At 47.4% G+C, this 26910-nt stretch carries 21 protein-coding genes and 1 other annotated feature; of the genes, 5 read left to right on the top strand and 16 right to left on the bottom strand.

Going from position 1 to position 26910, the window contains the following annotated elements; translation table 11 throughout:
* Window positions 1-9: 9 nt before the first annotated feature.
* From H065_RS0110145 to leuC, 11 genes are all read right to left on the bottom strand, one after another.
* On the bottom strand, window positions 10-777 hold the full coding sequence (locus H065_RS0110145) for a barstar family protein (RefSeq protein ID WP_017812941.1): 768 nt from the start codon (window positions 775-777) through the stop codon (window positions 10-12).
* 127 nt (window positions 778-904) lie between these two features.
* Entirely contained in the window at window positions 905-1360 is a 456-nt protein-coding gene (locus H065_RS0110140) for a GNAT family N-acetyltransferase (RefSeq protein ID WP_017812940.1), read from the bottom strand.
* Entirely contained in the window at window positions 1350-2537 is a 1188-nt protein-coding gene (gene purT / locus H065_RS0110135; protein WP_026136147.1) for a formate-dependent phosphoribosylglycinamide formyltransferase, read from the bottom strand. Before purT ends, H065_RS0110140 begins: the two co-directional genes overlap by 11 nt.
* Before the next feature lie 443 nt (window positions 2538-2980).
* The gene (locus H065_RS0110130; RefSeq protein WP_081604107.1) at window positions 2981-4834 is read right to left on the bottom strand and encodes an ABC transporter ATP-binding protein; all 1854 of its coding nucleotides are present in this window, start codon (window positions 4832-4834) and stop codon (window positions 2981-2983) included.
* 7 nt (window positions 4835-4841) lie between these two features.
* Entirely contained in the window at window positions 4842-6665 is a 1824-nt protein-coding gene (locus H065_RS0110125; RefSeq protein ID WP_017812937.1) for an ABC transporter ATP-binding protein, read from the bottom strand.
* 369 nt (window positions 6666-7034) lie between these two features.
* Complete coding sequence (locus tag H065_RS26945; RefSeq protein WP_017812936.1) at window positions 7035-10859, bottom strand: dynamin family protein; 3825 nt, start codon at window positions 10857-10859, stop codon at window positions 7035-7037.
* A 307-nt stretch (window positions 10860-11166) separates the two neighbouring features.
* Window positions 11167-11445, bottom strand: a complete 279-nt coding sequence (locus tag H065_RS0110115; protein ID WP_017812935.1) for a hypothetical protein — start codon at window positions 11443-11445, stop codon at window positions 11167-11169.
* Between the two features lie 16 nt (window positions 11446-11461).
* On the bottom strand, window positions 11462-12178 hold the full coding sequence (gene nth, locus H065_RS0110110; protein ID WP_017812934.1) for an endonuclease III: 717 nt from the start codon (window positions 12176-12178) through the stop codon (window positions 11462-11464).
* Between the two features lie 341 nt (window positions 12179-12519).
* A complete protein-coding gene (locus H065_RS0110105) occupies window positions 12520-13908 on the bottom strand; it encodes an N-acetylmuramoyl-L-alanine amidase family protein (protein ID WP_338010872.1) in 1389 nt (462 codons plus the stop codon).
* Between the two features lie 373 nt (window positions 13909-14281).
* Entirely contained in the window at window positions 14282-14884 is a 603-nt protein-coding gene (gene leuD, locus H065_RS0110100; protein WP_017812932.1) for a 3-isopropylmalate dehydratase small subunit, read from the bottom strand.
* 117 nt (window positions 14885-15001) lie between these two features.
* Window positions 15002-16426, bottom strand: a complete 1425-nt coding sequence (leuC, locus tag H065_RS0110095) for a 3-isopropylmalate dehydratase large subunit (RefSeq protein ID WP_017812931.1) — start codon at window positions 16424-16426, stop codon at window positions 15002-15004.
* Window positions 16427-16740: 314 nt separating this feature from the next.
* Here leuC and H065_RS0110090 point away from each other — a divergent pair, with 314 nt between their 5' ends.
* A complete protein-coding gene (locus H065_RS0110090; RefSeq protein WP_017812930.1) occupies window positions 16741-17667 on the top strand; it encodes a LysR family transcriptional regulator in 927 nt (308 codons plus the stop codon).
* A gap of 297 nt (window positions 17668-17964) precedes the next feature.
* On the top strand, window positions 17965-18681 hold the full coding sequence (locus H065_RS0110085) for a DsbA family oxidoreductase (RefSeq protein ID WP_017812929.1): 717 nt from the start codon (window positions 17965-17967) through the stop codon (window positions 18679-18681).
* A 44-nt stretch (window positions 18682-18725) separates the two neighbouring features.
* Here the strand turns inward: H065_RS0110085 and H065_RS28195 are convergent, their stop codons facing one another.
* The 5 genes from H065_RS28195 to H065_RS0110065 form a co-directional block, all read right to left on the bottom strand.
* A complete protein-coding gene (locus H065_RS28195; protein WP_238557929.1) occupies window positions 18726-18878 on the bottom strand; it encodes a hypothetical protein in 153 nt (50 codons plus the stop codon).
* A 133-nt stretch (window positions 18879-19011) separates the two neighbouring features.
* Window positions 19012-19620 carry an alpha/beta hydrolase gene (locus H065_RS0110080; RefSeq protein WP_026136145.1) on the bottom strand — a complete coding sequence of 203 codons (609 nt, stop codon included), beginning with the start codon at window positions 19618-19620 and terminating at the stop codon, window positions 19012-19014.
* 13 nt (window positions 19621-19633) lie between these two features.
* Window positions 19634-20578: a ring-cleaving dioxygenase gene (locus H065_RS0110075; RefSeq protein ID WP_017812927.1), complete on the bottom strand. Its 945-nt coding sequence runs from the start codon at window positions 20576-20578 to the stop codon at window positions 19634-19636.
* 248 nt (window positions 20579-20826) lie between these two features.
* The gene (locus H065_RS0110070) at window positions 20827-21441 is read right to left on the bottom strand and encodes a histidine phosphatase family protein (protein ID WP_017812926.1); all 615 of its coding nucleotides are present in this window, start codon (window positions 21439-21441) and stop codon (window positions 20827-20829) included.
* A 185-nt stretch (window positions 21442-21626) separates the two neighbouring features.
* The gene (locus H065_RS0110065) at window positions 21627-22439 is read right to left on the bottom strand and encodes a carbon-nitrogen family hydrolase (RefSeq protein WP_017812925.1); all 813 of its coding nucleotides are present in this window, start codon (window positions 22437-22439) and stop codon (window positions 21627-21629) included.
* A 204-nt stretch (window positions 22440-22643) separates the two neighbouring features.
* Here H065_RS0110065 and H065_RS0110060 point away from each other — a divergent pair, with 204 nt between their 5' ends.
* From H065_RS0110060 to H065_RS0110050, 3 genes are all read left to right on the top strand, one after another.
* Window positions 22644-23846 carry a pyridoxal phosphate-dependent aminotransferase gene (locus H065_RS0110060; RefSeq protein ID WP_017812924.1) on the top strand — a complete coding sequence of 401 codons (1203 nt, stop codon included), beginning with the start codon at window positions 22644-22646 and terminating at the stop codon, window positions 23844-23846.
* Window positions 23847-24141: 295 nt separating this feature from the next.
* Window positions 24142-24362, top strand: a binding site (T-box leader).
* A 60-nt stretch (window positions 24363-24422) separates the two neighbouring features.
* Entirely contained in the window at window positions 24423-25532 is a 1110-nt protein-coding gene (gene proB / locus H065_RS0110055; RefSeq protein WP_017812923.1) for a glutamate 5-kinase, read from the top strand.
* 109 nt (window positions 25533-25641) lie between these two features.
* The gene (locus tag H065_RS0110050; protein ID WP_017812922.1) at window positions 25642-26889 is read left to right on the top strand and encodes a glutamate-5-semialdehyde dehydrogenase; all 1248 of its coding nucleotides are present in this window, start codon (window positions 25642-25644) and stop codon (window positions 26887-26889) included.
* Window positions 26890-26910 lie beyond the last annotated feature (21 nt).

The raw sequence follows: 26910 nt of genomic DNA, 5'->3' as shown, positions 1-26910 counted from the left end.
TTTCTTGGTTCACTGTCTAATGATAGTAACTCCATGATTGTCCAGAATAGAGATGGCTGTCTGAATGACCTTCAACATGGTATAACCATTCTGATTTTGTCTCTGCAGCAATTGATTGTTCTCCATATATTGATAATGTGACCAGATCACTGTAAAAGGCGGCACTGGTCCAAAATCGCCACACAGACAGTCATCCATTGCGTCCAGACTACTGCCGTAGTAGCCCGCCGGTCCATTCAACTGTTCGCCCAACATCAAGAAAAAAGCATATTGATCTGTAATCAGACGTCCATCCAGATGAATGGTTATCCCCTCCAGTCCCTGATTTCTCCAGGAATTGGTCTGCAGCGCATAGGTCCGGACAACCGTTTGCCAGATTTTACGTTCTTCCAGGGTAAAATCAACCCATAGACCGGTCTGCCGCTGATCCGGATCGCGAAGCAGATCCCACATTTCCAGAATACGCCGGGTTCGGGATACCTGTTCATAGGTATGAACCAGCAGTTCCCACTCTCCATTTTCAGCAAAAGGAGCGGCGCCTTCGGGCTGTAGGACTCTTTTGATCGGAAAATCATAATAACCGATCACTGATCCATAAGTATCCAGGATACCCAGGTTAATACGATCCAGTTTTTGGACAGAGGTATACTCCGGATTTTTACGAAATTCATAGATCTTCAGATGCTGCCTGCTGGATTCGTCATTTTCCAGCCATACTTTTTGACAGTATCCTATATTCTCTTCATCCCAATTATAAATAGCATATTTATCGCTCATTTTTTCTCCTTTTGCTGCATTTTATAAATTCGGGTTACATCATTCTATGTATAGAATAAATTCCAAATCAGCTAACCAAAAAACAGCCCCCTTATTCAGGGAGCTGTTCTTGTGTATCCGTGCTTGCTTACATTTGCTTGATAAAATTACAGCCAATCTTCTCATAGCCCATATGCTGGTAGAATGAGCAAGAAGACAGACGCTCGTCACGGTTCATTCCGGTGACAAATACGGAATGATCTCCAGCTTCACGCGCCTGGCGTTCGGCTGTTGTAATCAATTCACGACCAATTCCCTGGTTACGGTAGGCTTCCGAGATAACCAGACCTGTGATCTGGGAAGTCTGATGACCGGTGTCATATGAGGTTTTGCGATACAGGGCAATCATACCTACAACCTGTCCTTCACGCTCGGCAACAAGTGTCATAAATTGCGGCTTGCCTTCCAGGGCAGCCATCCGGTCACGCAATACACTCTCCGTCATAGGATAACAAAGTTCACGCATCAGGCCAGTCAAAGCTTGAACATCTTTACTTTCGAATTTACGGACTTCCGCAACAGGCATTAATACACTAGTCGACATGTACATACTCCTCTTTTAGCAGAGCGGCCGCTTCTACGGCACGCTTCCGCGCGATTTCCACACTTTCGTCCGCACTGAGTGCCACTGCCATTCGGCGTCCCGGTTTGGTCTCCGGTTTGCCGAATACCCGTACTTGCGTACGCGGCAGCTTCAATGCTTCTTCCAGTCCGCCAACAACAAAATCTTTTGAAGTCTGTGTTGCCTTGAGTGTTGCCGATGCGCCAGGGGTAAGCAGATGGACGCCAGGAATCTCAAAACCGAGAATCGCTCGCACATGCAGGGCAAATTCGGACAAGTCCTGGGTTACCATCGTAACCATACCCGTATCATGCGGCCTTGGCGATACTTCGCTGAATACCACTCCATCCGCCGTAAGAAACAGCTCTACTCCGAACAATCCGTATCCTCCCAGATGTCCGGTAATAGTGCCGGCGATATGCTGTGCTTCTGCCAGCTGTTCCGCAGTCATGTAATGCGGTTGCCACGACTCGACATAATCTCCATCCCGCTGAATATGTCCAATAGGCGGACAATACAGGGTACCTGAGGGTGAACGCACCGTTAGCAGTGTAATTTCACTTTCAAAATGGACAAAGGCTTCGACGATGACCCGTACTGACTTGCCTCTGGCTCCTTCGAGCGCCGTGTTCCAGCAATCCTCCGCATCCTGTGGAGTACGGCATACGCTTTGTCCTTTACCGGACGAGCTCATCAGAGGTTTTACTACGCAGGGTGTTCCTAGTTCGGCGACGGCTGCTTTGAGCTGATCGAGATTATCCGCGAACCGGTACGCTGCTGTAGGCAAACCGAGTGTCTCGGCAGCCAAACGGCGTATCCCCTCACGATCCATCGTTAATCTCGCAGCTGTAGCGGTAGGAACGACATGATAGCCTTCCTGCTCCAGCTCTACCAGCACATCCGTCGCAATCGCTTCAATTTCGGGTACGATCAGATCCGGTTGCTCCAGAGTAATAACTTCCCTGAGCTGCTGTCCATTCAGCATATCAATGACATGAGAACGGTGAGCGACCTGCATGGCAGGTGCATCCGGATAACGGTCTACAGCGATACATTCCACGCCGAGACGTTGAGCTTCGATCACTACTTCTTTACCAAGTTCTCCACTGCCAAGCATCAGAATCTTCTTCGCCTGGCGAGACATTGGGGCCCCCCACATAATAAACAGCACTCCCTTATCCACTTTTTACACTGCGTCAAGCTTGCATACAACTCGAACTGCAAAACTCTCCGTTGGTACAGATTGTGCTCTTTGTCTATTTTCTTGGCTGTTAAGTGATTAACACATTGTAAAATTCCCGACGATGTTGATGATGAACTTTACAATGTGTTGACACTCTTATTTTCTTACCTTCCAAGTTAGATTGCAACCCACTTTACTTAAATTTTTGAACAAATCTCGAAATTTATAAAATGATTACGCTTTCATTCAAAAATTTTGTCACATTTTGTATATTTACTTGTTTCCTGCTTTTTACAGGAAGTCATTTCGAACATAAAACACCCTCTATCTGCTGTTTATTGCTTCAGTAGATAGAGGGTGTGAATGGAAATAAAAGGATGTTGATATCGTCATTTTAATTATGTCTATTATTTTATATTTTACAAAAAACGGAATTGCGCTTCTATCAATCCGTTGTATACCCCTTTACGCTGAATCAGCTGTTCATGGGTACCCTCTTCCTTAATCTCTCCATGATCGAGAACAACGATATGATCTGCATGACGGATCGTCGACAATCGGTGAGCCACGATAAAGGATGTTCTACCCTGCAGCAGTACCTTGAGTGCTTCCTGAATCCGCAGCTCGGTCTCTGTATCGATGCTAGCGGTCGCTTCATCCAGTATGAGAATGCGCGGATCAGCCAGCAGTGCCCGGGCAAAGGAAAGCAGCTGACGCTGTCCCATCGACAGTACGTTTCCGCGTTCTTCGACTTCGGTATCATATCCTTTGGCCAGCTTCTCGATAAATACATGCGCATGAACTGCTTTGGCAGCAGCTTCCACCTCTTCGTCAGTCGCATCCAGACGACCGAACCTGATATTGTCGCGGATCGTTCCCGAGAAGATAAACGTATCCTGCAGTACGATACTGATCTGGCTGCGCAGACTCTGCAGGGTCACATCACGCAGATCCCGGCCATCGATCGTAATATGGCCACTTTTGATATCATAGAACCGACTAATCAGATTGATAATAGTGGATTTGCCCGAGCCGGTATGACCAACCAGAGCGATCGATTGTCCAGCTTGTACGTTCAAATTGATTCCTTTGAGTGCCGGACGACCAGGCTCATATTCAAATATAACATCTTTGAACACAATATCCCCGCGGATACGAGGCATCGGTTGTGCACCAGGTTTGTCTGCTACCGACGGTTCTTCATCCATAAATTCGAATATCCGTTCGGAGGAAGCCATTGCGACCAGCAGCTGATTATACATATTACCAAGCCGGTTAATCGGATCCCAGAAGTTGCTGACGTAGTTGGCAAAAGCCACCAGAATACCAATCTCGATCTCGCCGCTGGCAATCAGCATCGTACCGAACCCGAACAGAATAACAGAGCCGAGTCCTCCAGTCACCTCAATCATCGGTCCAAACATCTGGTTCATTGCGGATGCTTTGTCCCATGATTGCTTGCTCGATAGATTCATATTGTCAAAATACTTCATGTTCTGCTTTTCCTGAGTATAGGCCTGGGTAACCCGGATTCCCTGAATCGATTCATTCAAATGGGAGTTAATGCGCGAATTCTTCATTCGTACTTCCTGCCAGGAGCGGCGGATCACTTTGCGAAGCTTGGTAGAGACGAAGAACATGATCGGCACCGTCAGCATTACAGCAAGCCCCAGCTTCCAGTTGATAAACAATAAAATAACGACTATTCCCAGGAGCTGTACACAGTCAATCATTACGTTAACGGCTCCATTGGTAAACAGATCCTGCAATGAATTGACATCATTCGTGACACGAACGAGTACCGAGCCTGCCGGCCTTTTGTCAAAAAAAGAAAAGGACAACCGCTGAATATGACTGAACAGATCTGAGCGAAGATCATAGATCACTCTTTGTCCAATAATATTAGTGTATTTGATCCGGTATGCGTTAGCTGCCCACTGAATCAGATACAGTACAAGTGCCAGTGCAGTCAACCCATACAGCAGCTTGAGGCTTGGCATACCATTTGCCGGCTGAATAGCTCGGTCGATCGCCATACCTGTAATCAATGGAACCGCCAGCTTGGTCACGGTACCCAGCACCATCATAAGCAGGATAAATGGCAGCAGCTGCCTCGCATATGGCTTCATATAACTGAACAGCCGACTGAATTGTCCCCAGTTGAATGCTTTATCAATCAGCTCGTCATCCTGGTAAATGAATCGTTCCTCGACTCGTACCGAGGCGGATGTATCAGCGACCTTTTGCTTGTCATCCACCGATATATTATTCATGGAAGGATTACTCATGGTATCTCACCTGCTCTCCGCTGCCGGGCTGCGGCATCTCTCTGTTCCATTCTTCCGGATGATCCGAATCATCAATTTCCTGCTGACGGGAAATATGATCAGCATATTGTACCTGATAGATATCCTGATAAGGGCCGGCAGCCGCAATCAGCTGCTCATGCTTGCCGCGCTGAATAACACGCCCTTCTTCCAATACCAGAATCTCATCCGCATGACGCAGTGAAGATATCCGGTGAGCAATAATAAAGGTTGTCCGTCCTCGCATTACTTCCTGGAAGCCGGATTGAATCTCGTGTTCTGTCGCCATATCGACGGCACTGGTTGCATCGTCCAGAATCAGAATTTTCGGATTTTTGAGCAGTGCCCGGGCAATCGCGAGACGCTGTTTTTGTCCACCCGATAATCCGAGACCACGTTCACCGACGATCGTATCATACCCTTTGGGCAGCTCCATAATGAACTCATGCGCTTTGGCAAGTGTGGCTGCACGGATAATCTCTTCCATCGTCACTTCTTCCATGCCATAAGCGATATTATTCTTGATGGTGGAAGAGAACAGGAAGGTCTCCTGGAATACAGAGGCGATCTGTGCGCGCAGATCTTCGATCCGTATATCCCGTATATCGGTACCATCCAGTGTAATCCGTCCTTCGTTAACGTTATAAGCACGCATTAAGAGCTGAATAATGGTCGATTTACCCGAGCCTGTGCCGCCTAGCAGACCGATTACCGAACCGGGAGGTGCATCCAAGTTGATATCCACAACGGCAGCCAGCTTGTTGCCGTAAGCAAAAGTCACATGGTCAAACACGACATGGCCTTTGATTTCGTGCATAGGTTTGGCCGTATGTTCATCCTTGATATCTACCGGCTGATTCAGGATTTCCAGAATCCGTTCAGTCGAAGCTTTGGACTGGGTATAGTTGTTAATGTGAAAGCCAAGTCCCCACATCGGGCCAATTATGTACCAGATCAGGGTGAAAAAAGCGACTAGTTCCCCAAGTGTCATAGAACCCTGAATGACCAGTGTACCGCCAAATCCGAGCAAAATAACGATACATACCGAAGCGAGCAGCTCCATAACAGGGAAATAGCGGCTCCACAGGGAAGAAGCAAAAATCTGGTTGGTGCGGTAACGCTCATTACGCAGCGAGAATTTGTCCACTTCATGTGCTTCACGGGCAAATGACTTGATCGTGCGCACACCGGTTATATTTTCCTGTACAGCTGTGGTAAGGGAACTTAATGCCAGACGCATCTCCTGAAAAGCCGGATGGATACGTGATTCAAAACGCAAAGCGACATACACCAGAAATGGGATCGAAATAAGAGTAACGAGAGTGAGCTGCCAGTTCAGTGAGAACATGACTATGGAACCGAAGATGACCATAAGGAATACATTGAGCAGCTGGGCAAAGCCAAACCCGATAAAGTTACGGATCGCCTCCAGATCTCCGGTCAGACGGGACATCAGGTCTCCTGTTTTGGCAGTATCATAATAACGGAAGGATAAAAACTGAAGCTTTTCATAGCAGGCATTACGAAGCCGGTAGGCGAGAAAATTACCGAGTCGCCCTCCAAAAAATCCATGCAGGAACTGCATGCATGCTTTCAAAATCGTAACGATGAACAAGCCGATAACCAGCATAGGCACCTGGTCATACCGCCTGAGTCTGATAATATCATCAATCAGGTACCTCAGCAGATTCGGATAAACCAATCCAAGCGCGGTAGCGGTTGCAAGACAAAAGATGGAGAGGTAAAAATAGCTCTTTTTTTCACGGTAAAAGCCTTGCAGTTGCCTGAGAACGTCCATGTTGTTCCTCCTTCAATCACCTGTCAGGTTAATTAGCATAATGAAGCTTACCACCGTCGCCAATTGCCCGCAAAGAGGATAAGAGACCGTTTACAGCCGATGATGTTAAATTAATGCCATAATCAATATATAATGACCCCATTATAATGAAATCATGCAAAATGCTCCTAATAACAGCGGTTTATTCCACAGTCCCGATTTTTGTAAACTATTGTTTTAGTGCAGAAAGTAAAAGCGTTATAATTTCAAATTTGAAACACTAATTTTCTATCTACTTATATAATAATAAGGAGGTATTAAATATACAAAAAAAGAAGACTGTTCTGTACCATGAACAGTCTTCTATAAGTTTAGTGCACAATTATATTGTTAATGATGAAGCTGGGATGTGGCTGAATCGGCTGCCAGTTCATCCAGTTCGGCAGCAAGCTGATGCCACCGTTCGGGTCCGTCGGACATACGAAGTGAAGCCTCGGTTGCTTCTGCCCATTCGGCAATTTGACGGTGCATCTCTTCTACCGTCTCCCGGAAACGTGTATTCAGACCGTCAATATAATAAATGGCGAGTCGTTCACGCTGCTCCTCCAGCAACTGACCAATCATACTGTCGATTCGGGCAGTCACCTCGTTTCGCAGCTTTTCACGTCCTCCCTGTTCAAAGAAATGACGTGGATTCCGGAACATGGACCAGAGCGATTTCCAATCTACTGCCTGGGACAAGCCCAGTGGTGGCAGTTGCGGCGTCTCCCAGCCGGATGGTTCATACATGGACAGACGCAATCCGGTTGTAGCAGCTTCCGCTTCACGTCCATAGGTTCTCATCCGTTCGCTGATCAGCTGACGCGCAGCCTTCTCCATCCGCAGCGTAGTTGCCAGCACTTCCTGTTCCAGTTCAATACCGACTCTCCGCTGCAGTTCACGTCCGCAGGCTGCAAAGTCGGCTTTGAGATCCGCAGATTCCTGATTCAGCTGTGCCGGGTTGAAGATTTCCGGTATCCATTCCAGTGTTTTGAGGCGTACACGTTGACGCACATGGAACAGTAGCTCCCCGCTCTCCTCCTGTACCCTCCGATCAGGCTCCGTACGGGCAATACCACTGACAGCTTCGCGGGCCGTCTGCTGCTCTGTCATCAACTGCTGTCTGCGCTGCTGACGGTAGGTTTCGCCCTGTCTGGCAGCTTCTTCCCAGGATACGATCATATCCCGGATACGGCCGATCTCTTCCAGCGCTGCATGCACAGCCAGACCTGCCAATGTCTCATCAGCGAATGTATTAAAACTCTGCTGGAACCCCCGGAACCCTTCATCCTGTCCGTGCAGCGCACGGCGGCTCGACAGCGCATGAATATTCGGTTCACGAATGCCTGCCGTATTCAGTTCACGAACAATCCGTCCTACTACATCATTTTTCTCTTCTTCAGAGGAAGCCAGATCAGAGGCATTGACGATAAAGAACATATTGTCCAGTGCCAGACTGCCTTTGACGCGTCCAAGCTGTTCCAGCAGCTGACGATCACCTGCTGTAAACGCATGATTGTAATAGGTTACGAATACCAGTGCATCTGCAGATTTCATATATTCAAAAGTAACGCCGGTATGACGCGCATTAACCGAATCGGCGCCAGGTGTATCCACCAGTACCATTCCCTGACGAGTCAGATCACAATCATAATACAGGTCAATTCGGCGGACAAAGCAAGATTGCTGCTCTTCCGATACATAACCACGGAAATCATCCATATCGACTTCGACCTGCTGCCCAAGCCGATCCGCCATCTGGTCCCATCCTGCTGCCGCAGCCATAATAAAGTTGTAATGCGCACGTGCCGAAGGATGGATACGTGAAGGAATCAATCCGGCAACCGCCTTGCGCCAATCCTGCTCTAAGGAGCGATCGGGCAATCCAAGTAGACGCAGTGCTCCGCTGATATCTTCCTGCATTTCTTCCACGTCTTTCAAAAAGACTACAGCTGTTCCATGAGCATAATGACTATCCGCTCCCATAATTTGAGTAATAGCTGCTGTCATTGGATGAGGAGAGACCGGCAGAACCGAGCCGCCAAGCAATGCATTGGCAAAAGAGGATTTGCCTGCACTGAACGCACCGAATAAGGCCAGCGTAAACTTGCCGTCTTCCATAATCCCTGCACGGCGGCGCAATTCTTCCGCCTGGGACGCCATTCCCGGTAGTTCAGCAATCTTGCCGGCTGTACTGCGCAGGCGCTCTGCTGTACCCAGCAGACGCTGCTGGCGTGCCGAAGCTCCTTCCTGCTGTGCTGCCGAAGAAGGTGGAGCTGTATGCAACCCATTTCTATGGATAGCAGCCGAATCAGCATCTTTTCCAGTTGATTCGGCAGATGGCACATTCGCTGATAGCTGATTATCGTTATTATCCTGTTGATTGGTCACCGATTGCTCTGTGTCTCCTGCTTTTGCAGATGCAGGATTTAACGGATTATTGTAACTCACATGCTGTGTATCCGATGCTGTATTCTGCCCTGCCTGCACACCGGCTTCGATACGGGGCAGCCAGTCAGGCACTGTAGTCTCCCGCTTTGGCAGAATACTGCGCACTGATAGATCTTGCTGTTGCAGCTGCTGCTCCGCTTCCTGCTGACGGACAAGATCATCATAACGTGCTTGCAGCTGCTGTTTCTCAGCCTCTATATCGGCAGTCTGTCGTTCTACTTCCGGTTGCAGCTGTTCCAATAGACGATCTGCTGCTTCCAGTGCTGCACGGCGATACTTCGCAGCCGTCTGCTCCCGCAGTGCACGTGTATAATTGAGCACATACTCTCCCGATATCGCCATATCCTTGCCGGTACCTGCTTCGATATCAGCAACCGTAATCTCTGGAAGCGATGCGGTCAGAGCTGTCTCCTGTTCCTCGTTCCACAGTTCATGCTCCCGACTCCAACCGCGCAGCAGCCCTCGTACATGTATATCCAGGTTGGCAGCAACCTGCTCCTGATACGCCTGCAAAAAGGTCTGCCTGCGCTGTTCGCGTTCCTGCATCGTTTTTTCGCGGGAAGCGAACAGTCCTTTTTTGAAACCGGGACGCTCACCCTCCAGATAGAGCTGAGCAAGATCACGCAGCGTTGCCGGTGTCAGGTTCGCCTGCTCTACCAATCGGCCAATCTCCCAGCTCCATGTGTCACGCAGCTTTTTGAAGTTACCATTCAGCTCATCCTGTTGCTGCTGCAGCTGAGTGATCTTTCCGTTTAAGCTCGGAAGATCCTGCACCAATTCTTCTGAAAAAGAATCCTCCTCGGTCTCTTTTTCCACAGAATATTGTGTATCTTGATCGAGCTCCTGATCATCGGAGTCGTGGGACATCTGTTCATTCAGCCACTTGCTGTGCTCCTCTGCCAGCTCCCATGCAGCCTGAGACAGGCTGTAGCGCATCAGCGGCACATGATCCTCCAGCAGCTCGCCAATCACCTCACGAAGACGTTCCAGCCGACCATACGTATGCTCTGGAACCTGACGTGAGACATATAACACACCTGCCGGTTCAATGCCCCGTCTGGCAAAAGCCTGCTCTACCCCTTTGCGATATTCTGCAAAAGACAGCTCCTGATCTTCATGCTTGTCAATCTGGTTAACAATCAGATACAGTGGTTTGCCACGTTCATATAGTGTGCGAGCAAACGAAAGATTCGTCTCGGACTGCACATGATTGTAATCCATCACATAAAAGACCACATCGGCGCGATGCAGTGCTGAATAAGTAGCGGCTTCATGAGCAGCATCTGTGGAATCCACACCAGGCGTATCCAGCAGTACTCCATGCTGTCCAAGCAGCGGAATCCGGTCCCATAATTCTACAGATTCGTAATCGCCACCGTTTTTACAATATTCGTCCAACTCGTCCAGATCAATCTCCAGATCGTCGCCTGCATGTACATGAACGAGCGCACGCGGTTCTCCGCAGCGAATCGCAGCAATATTGGCAGTAGTCGGTACCGGACTGGTCGGCAGTACCTGCTTGCCGCACAGCCAGTTCATAAGACTGGATTTGCCTGCCGAGAAATGACCGCAAAAAGCCAGTACCAGTTCCTCCGAACGGTATTTCTGCTGCAAATCATGTGCTTTTTGGGCAGCTGCGTAATTGCCCTGTCGGTTCAGTTCCTGGGCGAGCTGCTCCAGAATAGGTTCAAATGAATCTTCTCTCTGCGTTGTAATCGCTTGCATCAGTATGTCCTCCGTCACTTTCTGATGATGGTCCAATCGTTGTGTTCTTTTTAATAGCCGGTACGGATCATTACGATCACTCCGGAGCATTATTTTAAAATTTATCCTTATCTGTATTGTAGCATTGTATAGGATGTATCGGAAACCAGCGATTCATTTTAAAGATCATCTATAGCGTTATAGCAAAAAAGCTTTTTATACATAGGTACCTGTACAGGACCTGCAGTATAAAAAGCTTTAGAGCTGTTCACACAAAAAAATATGGTCAAGCAGCCTTTCTGTGTAAACGTCATATATTGATTTTGTATTAAACTACGCTTGCTTCTGTTTCCGCAACCGGAACCAGAACTTCAAACAATTTGCCGTGCTGCAGAATTGTAATGCCTCTGCCTTTGTCTTTCATAACCACGACATCGCGTTTTTGTGCCATGCGCTCGAGGTAATGTTCCGGTACATCACCAGAATAGTTGACAGTAATGCCTTCAACTACTTTTTCTTCGTTTTCAACCAATTCTTCGGCAACGATCTGTTCGAAGATATCGGAGAATTGTTCAAAGTTATCAGTGTAGACGGAAATGCATTTCATAACGTTCGACCTCTTTTTATGTTGTAGTATTAGATTGCTTGTCCTTCGCTCTGGATACACGCGGCTTAGCCGGCTTGTCCTTGATGACAAGGGACGTTTTCATTCTTTTTTTGCCTTCACGGCAAATATCAAGCAATGGACAGATCTGACAGGCCGGGTTTTGCGCCTTGCAATGATACCTTCCGAAAAAAATAAATCGATGATGGGATAGCGTCCATTCTTCACGCGGTACCCGTTTCGTCAGTTTACGTTCAACTTCCAGTACATTGTCTTTCCAATTGGCAAGACCCAGTCGTTTGGATACCCGTTCTACATGTGTATCCACGGCAAAAGCAGGCACACCGAAAGCATTGGATACTACGACGTTGGCCGTTTTGCGGCCTACACCCGGCAGTTGTACGAGCAGATCGTGCTCACTCGGTACATCGCCGCCATACTGTTCGATCAGAATCCGGCATAAATTCTGGATATGCTTGGCTTTGCTGCGATACAACCCGATTCGCCGTATATCCTGTTCCAACTCTTCCAGCGGCACGTTCAGATAATCTTGCGGTGTACGGTATTTCTGAAATAAATCAACCGTTACCTTATTGACTGTTGCGTCTGTACACTGTGCAGAAAGCAGAACGGCAATCGTCAATTCAAAGGCATTACTATGATTAAGTTCGCAGTGGGCATCGGGAAACATGCCGGCAAGCGTGTCCAGAATATGTCTTACGGTAGCGGCATTCATTTTCATTCCTCCTGCAAAAAACCGCCTGTTCACGATATGGATCGTGATGCAGACGGTATCGTCTCACGGTACCTGATGATGGGATTGCTGGATTACGTGTCAGACTCTGTTGCTCCATCTTCAATGACAATACAATTCGTATCTTAACATGTTCTGACTGTAATTGCACTATACTTTACATGAAATTTCAGTAATTTTATTGTCATGGATTACAATCACTCAGACGCTGACAATATTACAGAAAATGGAATAAAAAAGAACCAGCCCTCCCTGCGGATGGGAGCGACTGGTTCGATTAGAACGAATTATTGTAGATTCATATTCTTCTGCTACAAAATGGATCAGGATACGCCCAGGTATTCTTTGATCCCTTTCACTACAGATGCAGCGATCTGATCCTGCTTGGCGGAATCCATCATTTTGGACTCTTCCGTTCTGTTGCTGATAAATCCAACTTCCAGCAGTACAGCCGGCATAGTCGTTTCGCGAATAACATGGAAGTTACCATATTGTACGCCACGATCTTTGAAGCCTGTAGCAGCTACAAAGTACTTGTGAATTGTCTGTGCCAGCTTTTTGCTGCTGCTGCGCTGATAGTACGTCTCTGTGCCTGAAGCTGCTGATGAACCGCTGCTGTTCGCATGAATGGATACAAATACATCCGCATTTAGCTTCTCAGCTACTTTGACACGCTCCTTCAGTTCGAGGAAGGTATCATCCGAGCGTGTCAGAATGACATCAATATTCGGATCATCTTTGAGCAGTGCTTCTACTTTGAGAGCCAGTCCAAGGTTCAACCTTTTCTCGGTAGTTTGGGAGCCTACGGCACCCGGATCCTGGTCGCCGTGACCTGCATCGATTACCACTACCTTTTTACCGGAATTACCTACCGATGAACCCGGCTGGGTTGCACCTGTGCTGGAATCTGGCTGTTTGGTCGTACCATTGTCTGCTGTCAGATCCACAATCAGTAGTCCTTGTCCTTCGTTGAAGACTTCGTAGTTTCTGGCTTTTTTCAGATCGATTACAATACGCACACTCGATGGGTCGGTACTGTACTGAGAGTAGCGAACCTGAGAGACATTATCGTTGTTTGGTACAGCCAGCGTAGCAATCTGTCCTGCTTCGGCATTCTGTCCCTGTGCGAATCCGCCGCCAAAATCAGCGTTTGGCAGATCAACTACGATCCGATTTGGTGAATCCATTTTGGATACTTTTGGCGTCACGCTCTTGTCCAGCGTCACCAGCAGGCGACTTTCACTGAAGCTGATGCCGTTCACCAGTGCAAGACCGTTTTCGGAAGTTGCATTGTCCGCGTCCGAAGTCGTTCCTCCGCCGGTGCTCGTGCCCGTCGATGTCAATGTGACAATTTTGTCGCTGTTGTTCCAGTGTACTCCGATACCCATCTGTTCACTTACCAGTCGGATCGGTACCATTGTTGTACCATTTTTGATTACCGGCGCGGTATTCAAACTATACGTTTTGTTGTCTACAGAAGCTGCATTCTTGCCAATATACAATTGAATGGACTTGCCTTCTCCATCAATATTGACCTGACCGGCAGATTGATCCCATTTCACTTGATAACCAAGATTCTGGGAAATCACCCGAATCGGCACCATCACCGAACCTTTGACATTCTGCACTTCTTCCGGAATGCTGAGTTGTTGACCGTTCAGTACAACTTTCGTGTCTGTGGCAGCTTCGCCGATATGGGGAAAGGACCACATAAACACCAACAAAAAGACTAAAAAACCTAATTTCTTCATTCTTCACCCCTACCATTTCCGTTTTGATTACCGAACTACCCAGCACGGCTGTACCGGCAAATGTTATTACCAGACGACATATTAGACGCTTATGCTCTCCAAAAGTTGCGAGTGAATTTTCATTTCCGGATGCTTTTCTCGATTATTCCCTGTTCCTTTTGGACGCAAGTGATCGAGATCGCAGAGCCTGCACCGTCTGCGCCGGATTAGCATTCACCAAAAAAAATACATAACTCTGTCGTAGCTAATATCGACAGAGTTATGCATTTTTGTAATAACTATTTGTAAAAACACAACTACAAATTACATCGGAGCATCTTGCTGACCTGGATACTCAGACAAACAGGTGTGCACCTCTGGATTGCTCATAAGCTGTAATCTCGGACTCATGCTGCAGCGTTAGACCAATATCGTCCAGTCCCTGCAGCAGGAACTGCCGGCGATGCTCGTCCAGATCAAAATTAATATGCAGTCCATACTCATCTGTGAGCTGCTTGTTCTCCAGATCTACATTGAGACGGTATCCTTCATGTTCAGCTGTACGTTCAAACAGATCCTGTACCTGCTCTTCGGAGAGCTTGATAGGAAGAATACCATTTTTGAAGCAGTTATTATAGAAGATATCTGCAAAAGATGGTGCAATTACACAGCGGAATCCATAATCCATAATCGCCCATGGCGCATGCTCACGGGAAGATCCACAGCCAAAATTGGCACGGGATACCAAAACAGAGGCTCCTTGGTAACGCGGTTTGTTCATATCAAAATTCTCATTCACATTACCTTCTTCATCCCAGCGCCATTCATAGAACAAGAACTGGCCAAAGCCTGTCCGTTCAATCCGTTTCAAAAATTGCTTGGGAATAATGGCATCTGTATCTACATTGACCCGGTCCACCGGTGCGACAATACCGTTTAACTGTTTGAATGGTTCCATTGATATAGACTCCTCTCTAAATACCGTACATAAGTCTGCAGTTTTCTCTGCCGTTATAAATGAAGCAAGACCATGTGTATAATTTCATATTGGTCACACGGCCCCCTTATATGCGAATTAGTTCAATACCGGCTCGGATTTGAATTCCCAATCACGAACATCGGTAAAGCGACCGGTAATCGCTGCAGCGGCTGCCATTGCAGGAGATACCAGATGCGTACGTCCACCACGACCCTGACGCCCTTCAAAATTACGATTGGATGTAGATGCGCAGCGTTGTCCCGGCTTCAGTACATCCGGATTCATCGCGAGACACATACTGCATCCTGCTTCACGCCATTCAAATCCGGCTTCCTTGAAGATCACATCCAGTCCTTCTTTTTCTGCCTGGATTTTGACACGACCGGAGCCCGGGACGACGATCGCTGTCAGGCGATCGGATACTTTGTAACCGCGAGCTACTTCAGCGGCAGCACGCAGATCTTCAATCCGTCCATTTGTACAGGAACCGATAAATACATAATCAACCGGAATCTCAGACATTAGTGTACCTGGTGCGAGATCCATATATTCAAGCGCTTTTTCAGCGGCTCTGCGTTCATTTTCAGTTGTAAAATCAGCAGGATTTGGTACAGCTGACGTAATATCGGTTCCCATTCCCGGGCTTGTACCCCAGGTCACCTGTGGAATCAGGGCATCTACGTCAAATTCCAAGATCGTGTCATAAGATGCGCCTTCATCGGTAGTTAATTCCTTCCAGCGGGCAACTGCTTCGTCAAATGCTGCGCCCTGCGGCACATACTGGCGTCCGCGCAGATAAGAGAATGTCGTCTCATCCGGTGCAATCAATCCTGCACGTGCTCCGCCTTCAATAGACATGTTACATACAGTCATGCGCTCTTCCATGGACAGTTCACGAATTGCCTCGCCTGTATATTCGATAACATAACCTGTTGCAAAGTCTGTTCCGTATTTGGCAATCACACCGAGGATCATATCCTTGGCGGTTACACCCGGCTTGCGTGAACCCACAAAGCGGATTTCCATCGTTTTGGAGGTGGATTGCTGTAGACACTGGGTAGCCAGTACATGCTCTACTTCACTCGTACCGATACCGAATGCCAGAGCGCCAAACGCACCATGAGTCGATGTATGGCTGTCTCCGCAAACAATTGTTTTACCCGGATGGGTCAGACCGAGTTCAGGTCCCATAACGTGAACTACGCCCTGGTCGATTGTATCCAGATCGAACAGCTTCACACCAAAGTCACGACAATTCTGAGTCAGTGTATCAATCTGCTGCTTGGAGATCGGATCAGTAATATTGTAACGGTCAAAGGTTGGCACATTGTGATCCATCGTAGCGAAAGTAAGTTCCGGGCGACGAACTTGACGGTTGCTCAGACGCAGTCCTTCAAATGCCTGTGGAGAAGTTACTTCGTGAACGAGATGCAGGTCGATGTACAATACGCTTGGCTTGCCTTCTTCCTGATGAATTACGTGGTTATCCCAGATTTTCTCATACAATGTCTTTTTGCTCATTATTCTCACCCCATCATGGATTGTAATCCCAAGCAGCTGCATTTTCGGTGGGATAGCGTCAACCCGCCTCCCGTATAGATCGGACCTGAAAATGCACTACTGCTTTCACTGCTGAATAATTGTCTTTCCACTTTTTCGAATTTGAAATTTGTGGAAATTATGGTTAGTTACTTTATCGGCTGTCTGTATCGTTTCAACAGGCTTTTTTATAATGATTACAATATAACATTGTGTGTGCGATAGGTCTAAGATATTATATCTATAGAAGTTATAGGTTTATCTTATAAGAGAATGTGAACTAAAGGGGACGTATTATGGAACTCAGACAATTACAATATGCACTGCAAATTGCTGCAGAGCGCAATTTTTCACGGGCAGCAGAGAAGCTTCATATCGCGCAGCCTTCACTCAGTCAGCAGCTATCCAAACTGGAAAAAGAACTCGGAGTGCTGCTGTTTCAACGTAATACAAGTACAGTGGAGCTCACCCATGCCGGGTCCAGCTTTGTAGAGCATGCCCAGAAAATTATCGATTCCGTCGAGCAGCTACGCAAGGAAATGGCCGACATTTCCCAGCTACAGAGCGGACGGGTTATTGTAGGCAGTATGCAAATTACCGGTTCCCATCTGCTGCCGCATGTACTACCTGCTTTTCGCGCAGCCTATCCGCAGATCGATGTCGTTCTACTGGAAGATACATCACTCAATCTGGAGAAGCTGACAGCCAGCGGCCAGACCGATCTCAGTCTGCTCGCTCTGCCGCTGACCGAATCTTCACTTACCTACGAGCCAGTGGCAGAAGAATTAATTGATCTTGCTGTTCCTCCTACTCATCCGCTCGCCCAGCGTTTTCTGGCAGGTGATCATACACCGGTCAAGTTATCCGAGCTGAAGGATGAAGCGTTTATTGTATTGAAAAAAGGCCAGGGATTCCGCAAAATCGTGTTCGATGTATGTGGAGAAGCAGGATTTGAGCCGCAGGTGGTATTTGAAAGTAATAATATTGAGACGATCCAGTCTCTGGTTGCTACAGGCATGGGCGTTACATTTGTGCCGCATTACATCGCCCGGGCACGCCGCGGGGAATTCCTGCCCGTCTATCTTCCCCTGGCAGAGCCTATTCCAAGCCGCACACTTGTGATCGCCCGGCGCAAAGGACGCTACCTGTCCAAAGCAGCAGAAGCTTTTATTGAGACATTCAAGGAAACAATGGCCAATGTAGTCAACCAGGAACAAATCTAATTTGTATAAGCAAGGAAATCCAGACAGTAAAGCACATCCTGCCAAGACAGATGTATTTATTTCCTTTTCTATTTTCTATAATCATGTTCTCAACCTATAAACATCGATTCTTAACTAGATTAGGATAGTATTAGATTTTTAAATATGTATATTTGTTAGTTGATTATTAAAAGTAATTATTGTAGGATAAAATCATACGTTTGGTGACTGACCGTCTGTCAGAAAACAGGTGCATTCATTACAGGCATATATCCATCTGTAGACAAAACAGCAAACAATCATATGGAGGTTTTATAAATGAAAATCGATATCTGGTCTGACTATCAATGTCCTTTCTGTTATATTGGCAAAACAAGACTGCAAAATGCTTTGGCGCAATTTCCACATGCCGACGAAGTAACAGTCAACTATAAAAGCTTTGAACTTGATCCTTCAGCAGAACGTGATATTCCATTGAATATTTACGAAAGTCTGGCCAAAAAATACGGCACAACAATTGAACAGGCGCGCGAGATGAATGTGAATGTAGGTAACCAGGCCGCCCAGGAAGGACTCGACTTCCAATTTGATAGCATGATCCTGACTAATAGCTTTGATGCACACCGTCTTATGCAGTATGCGGCCGATCAGGACAAAGCCGAAGAAATGAATGAAGCGCTGTTCCGTGCCTACTTTACCGAGTCACGTCATATTGGTGATCATGCCACATTGATTGATATCGCTGAAAGTGTCGGACTGGATCGCCAGCAGACAACTGCTGTACTGGAGAGTGAACAGTATGGAGAGCTGGTACGCCGTCAGGAACATCTCGGTAGTCAGTTGGGAATTACCGGCGTACCTTTCTTTGTTATCAATGATAAATATGCTGTATCCGGTGCCCAACCGACCGAAATGTTCAGCAAAGCACTAAATGATATCTGGAAAGAAGACCATCCACTGCAGATGCTTGGTGATTCGGCTAATGGCGATATGTGTACAGACGGTTCCTGCGTAGTACCGGAAGAACAGAAATAATAGTTGTTTATTATTCTCCAAAAATCCTTTTATAACGAATATTGTCATACCGTAATTGATCTTGGCAGAGCATCAGCATCGCTTATAATTTTACTTTCATCTGTATATCCAAAACCGCCTTTCCATTGAGAAAGGCGGTTTTTTTGATTTGAATGTTGTGGGTAGTTCGTACTCATGGACAAATCAGCTTCTTTCATTAAGCATGCTAAAGATGACTTTAGGTCCGAAGTGTTCATTTTTATCATAAAAAAAGCGGGACAAGGCGTCACTATGACGTTGTTCCGCTTTTGGATATATCTAATTACCCGTGTATATTACTTGATAGCACTTTTAGCGGATTTTTGCCGCATACCATGCAGCTGCCGCTTGCACTTCAGTAGCGGTCAGCTGGTGACCACTATTTTCCCAGTGCATCTGTACATCGGCTCCAGCGTCTGCCAGCAATGTTCCCAGCTCTTCGCTTTCAGCGCGCGGAATAATAGGATCATTGGTACCGGAACCCATAAATACGGGAATACCTGCCAGCTCCGGGAGCTCAATACTGCGTAGTGGAACCATCGCATGATGCAAAATAGCTCCCTGGAGTGATTGTGCGTCATGGAATAGCAGACTGGCTGCAATATTCGCACCATTGGAATAACCGACTGCAATTATTTTGCGGCGATCAAATCCATATTCCTCTGCTGCTGCGTCCAAAAAAGCATTCAGCTCATGTGTACGGGCAATCAAATCCGGTTCGTCAAAAACACCTTCCGCCAATCGACGGAAAAAGCGCGGCATGCCATTCTCCGACACATTTCCTCTAACGCCAAGCACCGAAGCTTCCGGTGCCAGCATTTCCGCTAGAGGCAGTAGATCATTCTCATTACCACCCGTACCGTGAAGAAGCAGCAGCACCGGCAGATCGGGATTGGTTCCCTTTTTGAATATATGCTTCATGGTTAGTGTCATCTTATTTGCCCTCCACTTTGCGTACTTGAATAGGCAGCAGATTGCTTTGGATCAATTCACGCTGTGGTTCATACCATTCTGGCAGCATCAATTTACTGCCCATCTGTTCAGCGGTCTCATCATTGGCAAATCCAGGAGGATCAGTCGCAATCTCGAACAGTATGCCTCCATCTTCACGGAAGTACACGGCATTGAAGTATTGACGGTCGATAACCGGTGTAGGTTGGAACCCGGCTGCTTCGACCTGTTCACGCCACTGCTCATGCTCTGCAAAATCGGCTGCACGCCAGGCAATATGGTGAACTGTGCCTGCCCCACCGATTCCGCGCGGCAGATCACGGGAATTCACATCAATGATATTACCAATATCGCCATCAGCTTTGAAGCGTACATAGCCGTCTTCTTCACCAATCCGGGTCAGGCCGAGTACATGCTCGATCGTATGCAACGTACGTTCAGGACGTCCACTGAACAGTACACCACCGCCAAAGCCTTTGATCGCCTGGGCGGAAGTAATTCCATCCCATTCCCAGGTGCTGGCAGCTCCTTCTTCACGCTCTGCCAGTTCAATACGCAGTCCATCATAATCCGTAAAGCGAAGCAGCTGCTCCCCGAAGCGCTCTGCTTTTTCTACATGAATATTTAAGCGGTTCAGACGTTCTTCCCAGAAAGGAAATGCACCCGGAGGTACAGCGAATACGGTAATTCCGAGCTGGCCTGCACCGATTACTCCTTTACGTGAACCCGGTTGAGGGAAAAAGGTAACGATAGTCCCCGGGCTTCCGCCTTCATTACCAAAGTACAAGTGATAAACTTCGGGAGCATCAAAATTGATAGTCTGTTTTACCATGCGAAGTCCAAGAATACCTGCATAAAAATCTACATTGCGCTGTGGATCAGTAACAAAAGAAGTGATGTGGTGAATTCCTGCTGTACGAAGTGTCATTATTTCCAGCTCCTTTTTCATTATCAATTGGATTTTTAGTATTTTTTGTTTTTTTATAGTAACTCATAGATGTAATGGTCAGTTAGAAATCATCGACTTTTAAATATCTTAATTTATAGATAATTTCTATATCTTTATTATATCCACTCTGTTCGAGAATGAAAGGGGGTAAAGCAAAACAGTTTTTAAATCACAACTACCTAACTTTTAGTAAGTAATGAAGATCGTTTTGTTTTTGTTTTTGTTTATTATACGTTTGTCTCATGCAAATGAGTCGTTGATGCAAAAGAAAGCAGCTTATACTCTCCGTGGTCATAAGTCAGTTCAGTGATCGAACATTCCAGGATCAGCGTACTCTGAACTGCAATAAATGCGGGATGCCATTGTGCAAGCTGGGATTCCGGTATGGCACCAACCAGCCAATCTGTAATCAATCCGCCATGTGTGACAATAATGATCGTACTGTCTACCGGATATTGTGCTGCCAATTCGGATAATACAGAATCCAGTCTCTGTGCTGCTTGGGCAGCCGAGTCTCCTACTGGAGGTACGTAGTGACGATCCGCTGTACACCGTTCCCACATGTCCACAAATTGTTCGAAGGTCTGACCTGGCAGATCTCCCCAATTGGCCCGCTCTCTCAGACGAGAGTCTTGTTGCAAAGGACACTGAACTGCAGCAGCGATATATGTAGCGGTCTCTTGGGCCCGGCGCAGCGGACTCGCTATCACGGCAGCGATCGGATACTGCTGCACATAATCAGCAGTGAGCTGTGCCTGCCTTTTCCCTTTACTCGTGATTCCAACATCGCCTGCCGCCTTCTCTTTCAGTGCGTGCCGGATCAACAAAAACGTTGTACTCATTTACTCGCCTCCCTGTGGATGGATATGAAAACATGGATTGGCACAAAATATGTAAGCGTTATCTTTCTTTGCTTAAAATAACCGTCCATTCCTAAGTGATGTATAGCGAATGAACGGTTATTTTCTTGCCAATAATAGGATTGACTTCTTCCATTATATATAGACTGCTCGCCTATACAGGATTATTACTTCTCTTCGTGCCGATACAGCTCCGGACGACGGTCGGTAAATACCGGGATTCTGCCACGTACTTCTTCCGATAGATCCAGATCGATCGTTGCTGTCAGAATACCTTCTTCTTCATTACTCTCGGCTACAATCTCTCCCCACGGATCAATAACCATCGAATGACCAAAGAAATGGCTTTTCTCGTCTTGTCCTACCCGGTTGCAGGCAATCACATACATCTGATTCTCGATCGCACGGGCTGTGAGCAGCGTACGCCAGTGATTCATGCGGGGATGCGGCCACTCTGCCGGTACGAACCAGACTTTGGCGCCAGCGAGTGCCAGTGCACGGGCAAGCTCGGGAAAACGGATATCATAACAGATCGAGGCGGCTGCCGTAATATCACCGAGTGGAAATAATGCCGTTTCTTCACCGGGTTGCATGAACTTTTCTTCATTCATTAATTTAAATAAATGGATCTTGTCATAGCGGGCTGTACGTTCCCCGTCCGGTCCAAACACATACAGCGTATTATAAAATCCCGACTGCCGCTGTTCCGAGATCGAGCCTCCAACCAGCGTAATTCGATAATGCCGGGCAGTCTCGCTCATCCAGAATGTATATGGTCCATTCTCCGGTTCTGCCAATCCATCCAGCCGATCCAGTGCATAACCTGTATTCCACATCTCTGGCAGTACAATGACGTCTGGTCTTGGATGAGCTTCCATCGCTTTAGTAATCCATTCTTCGGCACGCTGCAGATTCACTTCAGGGTTACCCAGTTCAATATCCATCTGGATCAGACTAATATGTAGTGCACGCATGGTCATTCATCTTCTCTCCTTACTATTCAATTCCGGGGCATACTGCGATGCCATCCAGCTTGCCTCCATCATATCCTTAGTATTCCGGTAAAATCAATGCCCCGCCTATTGTTTGCATAAAATACATCTATACTCATCGGATAAATCGTGATAGATTAGGAAGACTATGTAGATTTTACCCAAAATGAACCTACCGGAGTGATGAATACGATGCAAAATAACAACAACGGAACAGGCTCTGCTTTTGCTATCCAGCCTGCCGGTGTCATGAATCAGCTGCCCGAGCAGTTTTTTGCCAAACTCGTTCAGGATGTCAATCGGCAGGTCGCTGCCGGACATGATGTAATCAATCTTGGACAGGGTAATCCCGACCAACCTACTCCGCCACATATCGTCGAGGAATTACGCGAAGCGGCAGGTAATCCGCAGTATCACAAATATTCTCCATTTTCCGGCTATGCTTTTCTCAAAGAAGCAGCTGCCCAGCGCTATAAGGAAGATTACAATGTAGATCTGGATCCGGAGACAGAAGTAGCCATATTGTTTGGAGGCAAAACCGGACTGATTGAGATCAGCCAGATTATGCTGGAATCCGGTGATATCTGCCTCGTCCCTGATCCAGGTTATCCGGACTACTGGTCTGGTGTAGCGCTATCCGGTGCGGAGATGGCTTTTATGCCGCTGACCGAGGATCATGCCTATCTGCCGGACTACAGTGCAATACCTCCCGAGGTTCTGGAACGTGCCAAGCTGATGTTTCTCAATTATCCGAATAATCCTACCTCCGCAACGGCTCCGTACTCTTTTTATGAAGAAACTGTACAATTTGCCAAGGAAAATCAGATTGTGGTCGCCAGCGATTTTGCCTATGGTGCTATTGGATTTGACGGTGAACAGCCGGTTAGCTTCCTTCAGGTACCCGGTGCCAAGGAAGTGGGCGTCGAATTCTATACGCTTTCCAAAACCTATAATATGGCCGGCTGGCGTGTCGCTTTTGCTCTGGGTAACAAGGAAATTATCCGCCTGATCAATCTGATGCAGGATCATGTCTACGTCAGTCTGTTTGGCGGTATCCAGGCGGCAGCTGCCCGTGCGCTCACAGATGATCAGCAGTGTGTCAAAGATCTGGTAGCCATGTATGAGTCCCGGCGTAATGCATTTTTTGAAGAATTGGAGCAGATCGGCTGGAAAGCGGAAGCTCCCAAAGGCTCCTTCTTCTGCTGGCTTCCCGTACCGGACGGCATGGGTTCCAGAGAATTTGCTACCCTGCTGCTGGAAAAGGCACATGTGGCTGTTGCACCGGGAATCGGTTTTGGTACGAACGGAGAAGGCTATGTACGTATTGGACTGCTCACTTCAGAAGAACGCTTGCGTGAAGCCGTTCGCCGAATCGGTAAACTGAACCTGTTCTAAGACCGGAAATGGATCTGATTCTCTGAATAGATCTTACTATACAGAACAGTCCACAGATTCTTTTGCAACGTGATACTTTAATTAAAAGTACCTCTCTATTGCAGATGACTATTGTATTTTTTGTCAGTAATGTATTTTTTACTGGAAGCAGGCAATGCGGTGCTTGGCAAAAGTAACGTAACGTGCTATTCTAATGTGCAATACCAGCAATGATAACATTGTGAATGCCGGACAGAACTACTTTTACAGAAGTTATGCTTCTATATAGGCAGCAGCTGTCCTGACAATAGGATGAATAATTGCAATGACGGGAATAGTAAGCAACCCCGCGGCGTGTATAGAGAGTGAATCCCACCGGCTGAAAGGATTCATCGCCAGCCCTTGCCGAACCTGCCCCCGAGCTTTTAGCGCCCAAACGCTGAACGGTTTCCCACCGTTATAAGGGAATGGAGCCGGACAGAAGCATTTTCTGTCAACAAAGGTGGTACCGCGGAAGTACAGACTTTCGTCCTTTTGTATCAATCGATACAGGGGATGAAGGTCTTTTTTTGTATGAATCAAAGGAGTGAATGATTAATGGTACAACAGCGTATTGTCGTCAAAATCGGCAGCAGCTCGCTGACGGGTCCCCAGGGTGGACTGAATCATGAAGCCGTCCAATTTTTTGCAGCGGAAATTGCTGCTCTGCAGCAGGCTGGATATTCAGTCTTGCTGGTAACGTCAGGAGCGGTAGCAGCAGGCTTCCGGGAAATCGGATACAGTAGTCGTCCAAGGCTGCTGCATGAAAAACAGGCTGCCGCCTCGGTCGGTCAGGCACTGCTGATGCGTGATTATCAAGAGGCTTTTGGCAAACACGGGATTGTCAGTGCTCAGATCCTGCTGACACGGAGTGACTTCAACCACCGCAAGCGGGCAGCCAATGCCAGTATGACGATCGAGGAGCTACTCAAGCAGGGAGTAATTCCTATTATTAACGAGAATGATACCGTGTCTGTAGACGAGCTCAAATTTGGTGATAATGATACTTTATCTGCACTTGTTGCCAACCTGGCCAAAGCAGCCAATCTGCTGATTCTGACTGATATGGATGGCCTGTATACAGCCGATCCACGCAAAGATCCATCTGCGGTACGTTACGAACAGATTGATGAGATTACCGATGAAATCTATGCGATGGCTGGTGGAGCCGGTTCGGCAGTAGGTACAGGCGGTATGCGCTCCAAGGTTGATGCTGCCAAGATTGCAACCCGTGGTGGTGTACCGGTATTCGTCGGTCAGGTACGCGAGGTTGGCGATCTGATGAACGCTGCCAATGAAACCGGTAAAGGAACCTATTTTACAACGCATACCTCTTCCCTGCCGATGAAAAAACAGTGGCTTGGCTTCCTCTCTATCCCGCTCGGTACCTTAATCGTCGATCAGGGCGCAGAAAAGGCAATGCTGCATCAGGGACGCAGTCTGCTGCCTGTCGGTATTCGTCAGGTCGAAGGACAATTTCATATCGGCGATGTAGTCGAAGTGCAGAATCTGCAAAAAGAAGTACTCGGACGCGGCATTGTTAATTATGATCATGACCAGCTGCAGCAGATCGCCGGTCTGCCCAGCACCGAGATTGCTGCCAAACTGGGAATGGAAGATATTCAGCATCTGGAAGCCATTCACCGGGATGAATGGATTACACTATAGGTACAAATTACAAATGGCATAATCAACATATACTGCCCCAATACCAGAAATTTCACAATTTGATATTAATCATAAAATGAATTAAAACCCATATCCAGGAGGGATTCCCATGAGTGAAGTAGTTACCAAAGCTACACTGGCCCATCAGGCGGCCGGCGCGCTGGCCAATCTGAGCACAACTGCCAAAAATGAAGCACTGATGCTTATGGCTGAAGCGCTTGTCCATCAAGCAGATTCTATTATTACGGCGAATGATGAAGATATTGAACGAGGACGCCGGGAAGGTACGTCCGAGTCCATGCTGGACCGTCTGCGTCTGGACTATACGCGTATTGAGGCGATTGCCTCTGCACTCCGTCAGATTGCCGATCTGGACGATCCTGTTGGTACCCTGCTGGATACGATCGAGCGTCCGAACGGCTTGATTATCGAGAAAATTCGTGTTCCGCTCGGCGTGATCGGTATTATCTATGAAGCCCGTCCCAATGTGACTGTGGATGCAGCCGGATTATCGCTAAAAACAGGTAATGCTGTGGTGCTGCGTGGTGGTTCGGCAGCATTGTCTTCCAACCGCAGGATTGTTGAAGTACTGCATGAAGCACTGGAACGTTCTGCCATGCCAAAAGAAGCACTGCAGTTAATCGAGGATGCAGACCGCGCTTCGGTCAATGAACTGATGAAGTTAAATGGTCTGATCGATGTTATTATCCCGCGGGGCGGCAGCTCCCTGATTCAGAATGTCGTGCAGAATTCAACTGTACCTGTGATTGAGACAGGTGCCGGAATCTGTCATACCTTCATCGATGCTTCTGCAGATGCCGATATGGCCCGTGATATTGTACTCAATGCCAAAGTACAGCGTCCTTCAGTCTGCAACTCGATGGAGACATTGCTCGTTCATACTGGTTATGATCAGGAAGCCTTTTTACAGCTGGCGGATGCACTGCGTCAGCATCAGGTAGAGATTCGCGGCTGCGCGCATACCCGAGAGTTGCTGCCTTGGGCAGAGAGCGCTACAGAGCAGGATTATGCTACCGAGTATAATGACTATATTTTGAATATTAAATTCGTAAATAATCTGGATGAAGCACTTCAGCATATTGCAACTTACGGCACCAAGCATTCCGAATGCATTGTTACACATGATGAAGAAAATGCAGCCCGCTTTATGCAGGAAGTCGATGCAGCAGCTGTATATCATAATGCCTCTACCCGTTTTACCGATGGATTCGAATTTGGATTCGGGGCAGAGATTGGCATCAGTACACAAAAGCTGCATGCACGCGGTCCAATGGGACTGCCTGCCCTCACTTCCACCAAATATCGCATCTACGGCAACGGCCAGATTCGTCAGTAAGCAGTCTATCTGCTGCTCCTG

The sequence above is a fragment of the Paenibacillus shenyangensis genome, assembly GCF_000346635.1.
Taxonomy (GTDB): Bacteria; Bacillota; Bacilli; order Paenibacillales; family Paenibacillaceae; genus Saccharibacillus; species Saccharibacillus dauci.
The sequence above is the reverse complement of the archived record's forward strand: the minus strand, read 5'-3'. Positions and strand labels throughout refer to the sequence as shown.